This is a genomic window from Brevibacterium sp. AGC70 (genome assembly GCF_057334195.1).
In genome coordinates, this window is record NZ_JBHFIH010000018.1 from 189536 (window position 1) to 194403 (window position 4868).

Genomic DNA, 4868 nt, shown 5'->3' on the forward strand with positions numbered 1-4868 from the left:
GTGGTGGGCGCGCATCCCCCCCCCCCCACGGCTGGAACTGAGGGTCTAGGCGGAACCTCTGGACGGAACTGCTTGTTCAGCAGGAGAGCGTCAGTCTTCGGTCTCTCTGATCACTCGGCGCACATCGTCTTGAGTCTGCGCCTCGCCCTTCTTGATCGCCTCCACAACCTTTTCGTGCTGCTGCTCCGTGACGACAGGAACTTCCTCGCCGTTGCAGTCGACGATCTTCCCGTCCTTGACGGTGTCGCCCTCGGCGAGCAGTGCCTCATGGTTGATGAGTCGCTCGAGCTCGTCTCTGCGGATGACTCGGCCGGTGCCTGCAACGAACACCGAACGTTCGGTGCGGTCCTTGTTTTTCACACCGATGTGGTTGAAGACCAGGTTGAGCAGCACGGCCATGAGAGTGGCCGAGGAGATTCCTGAGTGGAGGATGATTCCGACCCACGAGGGGAAGGAGTTGTAGAAGTCGGGCTGGACGACCGGGATGATGCCGAACGCCAAGGACACCGCCACCAGGATCATGTTGAGGTTGCCCTCGTACTCGACCTTCGACAAGGTGCGGATGCCCGAAGCAGCCACCGTGCCGAAGAGGACGATGCCTGCGCCGCCGAGGACGGGGGAGGGTATCGCGGCAACGACTCCTCCCATGACAGGCAGCAGGCCGAGGACGACGAGAATGACACCGCCGGCTGTGACCACGAAACGAGACTTCACCCCGGTGATCGCCACAAGTCCGACGTTCTGGGCGAAGGCCGACTGGGTGAAGGAGTTGAAGATCGGTGACACTGCCGAGGACAGCATGTCCGCGCGCAGGCCATTGGAGATCCGCTTGGAGTCGACCTTGGTCTTGACGATTTCGCCCACCGCGATGATGTCGGCAGTGGTCTCTGCGAAGGTGACGATGATGACGATGAACATCGAGATGATCGCCGCAGCAGAGAAGGTCGGCATTCCGAAGGCAAACGGTTCGGGGAACGCAAACACGCCCCGATCGAGCACGTGAGAGAAATCGGCCCAGCCGAAGATGAGGCAGATGACAGTTCCGACCACGATTGCCAGAAGGATGGACAGGCGGGAGATCGCGGCCACGGGAATTCGGCTGAGTAGGAGGACGACGGCAAGGGTACCGACAGCGATGAGGATATTGCGACCGCTGCCGTAATCGGGTGCCTCTGCGTTTCCGCCCATGGCCCAACCTGCGGCCACTGGCATGAGGGACAAGCCGATCGTCGTGATGACGGTGCCTGTGACGACTGGAGGGAAGAACTTCACGATGAGCGCGAAGCCTGGAGCGACGATGAGGCCGATCACCGAGGCGACCAGGACAGCGCCGAAGACCTCCGGAAGCCCTTCACCTCCCGCGAGGATCGAGGTCATGGTGGCGACGCCGGCAAATGACACTCCCTGCACCAGCGGCAGCTGTGAGCCGAAGAACGGAACGCCGAACGACTGCAGAATCGTGGCCAACCCGCCTACGAACAGGCATGATGCGATCAGCACGCTGATTCCGGCGCCATCGAGGCCGGCGGCCTTGCCGATGATGAGGGGGACGGCGATGATGCCGCCGTACATGGTCAGAACGTGCTGAAGACCGTAGGCAAATGAGGTGCCGACCGGAAGCCGTTCATCCTCCGGACGGGCCGCTTCTGCCCGGGAATTCTTGGGCGCCTGCTTTGATGTCGACATCTATCTCTCCGTTGAGTTCTTCCCTGAGTAACAGCCTCGGGGCCCTCGCTTGGATAAGCGATTCGGGTGGTCGACTGAATATGAGGGATCTGTTTCAATGCTTCCAGGATGCGAAACTTTATTTCCTTATCGCAAAATGCTAGGCGAATCCTCTGAGGATGGCAAACTCATTTCGTGATCTGCCGCACATGCTAGAGTGCAGTCTTGCCGGTGGACGCCTCGGAGGACAAATAAGTCCCACCTGAGGTGCAGCACCTGGAGCTGGGCGGTAGAGCGCGGTATCACCTCGAGGGCGGAACTCACTCGCGGACCTGCGTCCCGTACACCTCCACCGGACGGCGGAGCAGCAGACGCCGAGAAACCTGAGCTGGCGGCGATTCGCCCCCAGTCGTGTCGCCGCACAACGGTCGAGGTGGATGATTCGGCCGAATCAGCATTGAAAGGCGGCAGATATGACCACAGGAATCGAATCCTCAATACCCAGTGCGAATGCAGCTGGAACTCCGGCAGCCGGCGCCCGAACAGAGGGCACCCAGACAACCAGCACCCAGACAACCAGCACCCAAACGGCGGGCGCTGCGAATGGGTCCACTCTGTGGCTGCGCAATCCCATGGCCGTCCATCTCGGCCGCGACACCGACCCGTCTCTGGCTTCTGGCGGAATCGTCGTAGACACACAGTCCGGGCTGATCGTCGAACTTGTTCCCGCAGGTGGCGAGCCCACCGGAGGGGCGCAGTCCGTCGCCGAGGTGGTCGATGCGAGTGCGCATGTCATCACTCCGGGGCTCATCAACACTCACCATCACTTCTACCAAACCCTGACACGAGCGTGGGCTCCCGTCGCGGACCTGCCGCTCTTCGGATGGCTGACAAACCTGTACCCGGTCTGGGCCCGACTGACGCCGAAGGCTCTCGAGCTGGCCACTACTGTGGCCATGGCCGAACTCCTCGAATCCGGGTGCACAACAGCCGCCGACCACCACTACCTGTTCCCCACCGGCATGGACGATGCGATCGATATCCAAGTCGAAGTGGCCAGGAAGCTCGGCATGCGTGCCATGCTCACCCGCGGATCCATGTCTCTGGGCGAAAAGGACGGCGGGCTGCCGCCGCAGCAGACCGTGCAGGATGCCGACGTGATCCTCGCCGACTCCCGCCGCCTCGTCGAGGCTTATCATGAACGAGGCGCCGGGGCGCAGGTGCAGATCGGATTCGCCCCCTGCTCGCCCTTCTCCGTGACCACCGAACTCATGCGCGACAGCGCGATCCTCGCCGAGGAACTCGATGTCCGGCTCCACACCCACCTTGCAGAGACCCTCGACGAGGAGGAGTTCTGCCGGGAACGATTCGGGCTGCGCACCGTCGACTATCTCGAGTCCGTGGGATGGCTGAGTGACCGATCGTGGTTGGCCCACGGTGTGCACGTCGATTCGGATGAGATCACCCGCCTCGGCGAGGCAGGTGCCTCCGTGGCGCACTGCCCGACGTCGAACATGCGCCTGGCCTCGGGCATCGCTCGGGCTGTCGAACTCGAAGACGCCGGCGTCAACGTCGGTCTCGGTGTCGACGGATCGGCATCGAACGATGCCTCGAACCTCATCCGTGAAGTCCGGCAGGCACTCTACATCCAGCGCCTGCGCTACGGCTCGGTTGATGTCACCTGCGCTCGCGTGCTCGACTGGGCCACTCGCGGATCAGCGGCGGCACTGGGGCGTGAAGACATCGGACACATCAAGGTTGGCAAGCAGGCGGATCTGGCGATGTTCCGCCTCGACGGTCTCGCCTTCTCCGGCTCACACGATCCGATTCCTGCCCTCGTGCTCTGCGGAGCGGAGAAGGCGGACAGAGTCATGGTCGCCGGTCAATGGCGAGTGCTCGACGGCAACGCGATCGGCAGCAACGGTGGACAGCTCGATAAGGAAGCTCTCATCGCGGCCCACCAGGAGGAGGCTCGCAAGCTCGTGGCCGGCTGAGACGCAGCCCAGCCCGACCTCAGCCCAACCTGCCCTCAGCTCTCGGGCATGCGGAACACCTCGCGCATATGATCACTGGTGAGGAAATCACCGACGCCGATCATAAAGAGGCTGAAGACGATCTGCTCGGTGATCATCCAGACCGGATAGAGGCCGGGGATGGCCGCCATGACGAGGGTGATGACCGGGAAGATCTGGGCGAAGAGGCGCAGTCGCTGGTAGCCCCAGTAGTAGCCCTTCGTCGAGCGCCAGAAGAAGTAGAACAGGGTGGCGGTCATTCCGAGCACGACGACGGTACGCATCCAGACGGCGAACGGCACGGGTTCGCCCGCGCGGGCGATGATGACTGCGAAGACGACGGCACCGACGCCGAGGACCAGCTCGAAGGCGAGCAGCCCTGTGATCCACGCGAACGCGCGCGTCGTCTTCGGGTGGGCGAGCCCTTCGGCAGGAACGATGAGTCCTGCTTTGCTGCCACCCGCGATGCGGTCGATCTTTGCGAACAGATTCTCCATGGACATGCTTTCAGGCTAACCGTCACTGGGCCGGATTCCCTGCGAAATGGGGAGGTTTGAGGGTGTGAGGACGAACATCAATCAAAAGTTGGGATAAGAGTTCAATCCTCTGGGTCAGGATTCGAATACCGGATCTTGATGAAGTAGAAGCATGAAGAAGATATTCAACGCGGCATTCGCATACATGATCATCGGCGTCCTCTCCGGCTTGTTCTACCGGGAGTTCACCAAGGCCAACGATTTCCCAGAAGGAGGCTTCACCCAGCTCAGCGTCGTCCACACCCACCTGCTCACACTCGGCTTCATCGTCCTGCTCATCGTCCTCGTCCTCGACAAGGTCTTCGGCCTCTCGGGAACCAAGATGTTCTCCTGGTTCTTCTGGACCTACAATGCCGGTATCATCCTGACCGCAGGCACTATGATCTGGCACGGCATGCTCACCGTCCTCGGCCAGGAGTCCAGCGCCATGATCTCCGGCATCGCCGGACTCGGACACATCGCGCTCTCCGTCGGCATGGTTCTGCTCTTCCTGTCACTGCGCAAAGCCATCGTCGCCGACAAGGTCGTCACCACGTCCACTGCTCGGTCGATCGCCGGCTGACCACCCCTCCGATCTCAGCTCAGTTCTCAATTCGGAATAACCACTCAAACACCGTCGCCGAGGCGGTTCCGGGGGGGGGGGGGGGGGGGGGGG

General features: G+C 62.0%; 4 protein-coding genes. 2 read left to right on the forward strand and 2 right to left on the reverse strand.

Going from position 1 to position 4868, the window contains the following annotated elements; genetic code table 11:
- Window positions 1-90: 90 nt before the first annotated feature.
- On the reverse strand, window positions 91-1686 hold the full coding sequence (locus ACE03M_RS16205) for a nucleobase:cation symporter-2 family protein (protein WP_485935065.1): 1596 nt from the start codon (window positions 1684-1686) through the stop codon (window positions 91-93).
- A gap of 452 nt (window positions 1687-2138) precedes the next feature.
- On the opposite strand from ACE03M_RS16205, the gene ACE03M_RS16210 reads away from it, so the two are divergent.
- Window positions 2139-3659, forward strand: a complete 1521-nt coding sequence (locus ACE03M_RS16210; protein ID WP_485935066.1) for an 8-oxoguanine deaminase — start codon at window positions 2139-2141, stop codon at window positions 3657-3659.
- Window positions 3660-3694: 35 nt separating this feature from the next.
- On the opposite strand, the gene ACE03M_RS16215 is transcribed toward ACE03M_RS16210, so the two are convergent.
- Window positions 3695-4180, reverse strand: coding sequence for a hypothetical protein (locus tag ACE03M_RS16215; protein WP_485935067.1), 486 nt, complete (start codon window positions 4178-4180; stop codon window positions 3695-3697).
- A 145-nt stretch (window positions 4181-4325) separates the two neighbouring features.
- Here ACE03M_RS16215 and ACE03M_RS16220 point away from each other — a divergent pair, with 145 nt between their 5' ends.
- Window positions 4326-4775, forward strand: coding sequence for a DUF2871 domain-containing protein (locus ACE03M_RS16220; RefSeq protein ID WP_485935068.1), 450 nt, complete (start codon window positions 4326-4328; stop codon window positions 4773-4775).
- Window positions 4776-4868: the final 93 nt, after the last annotated feature.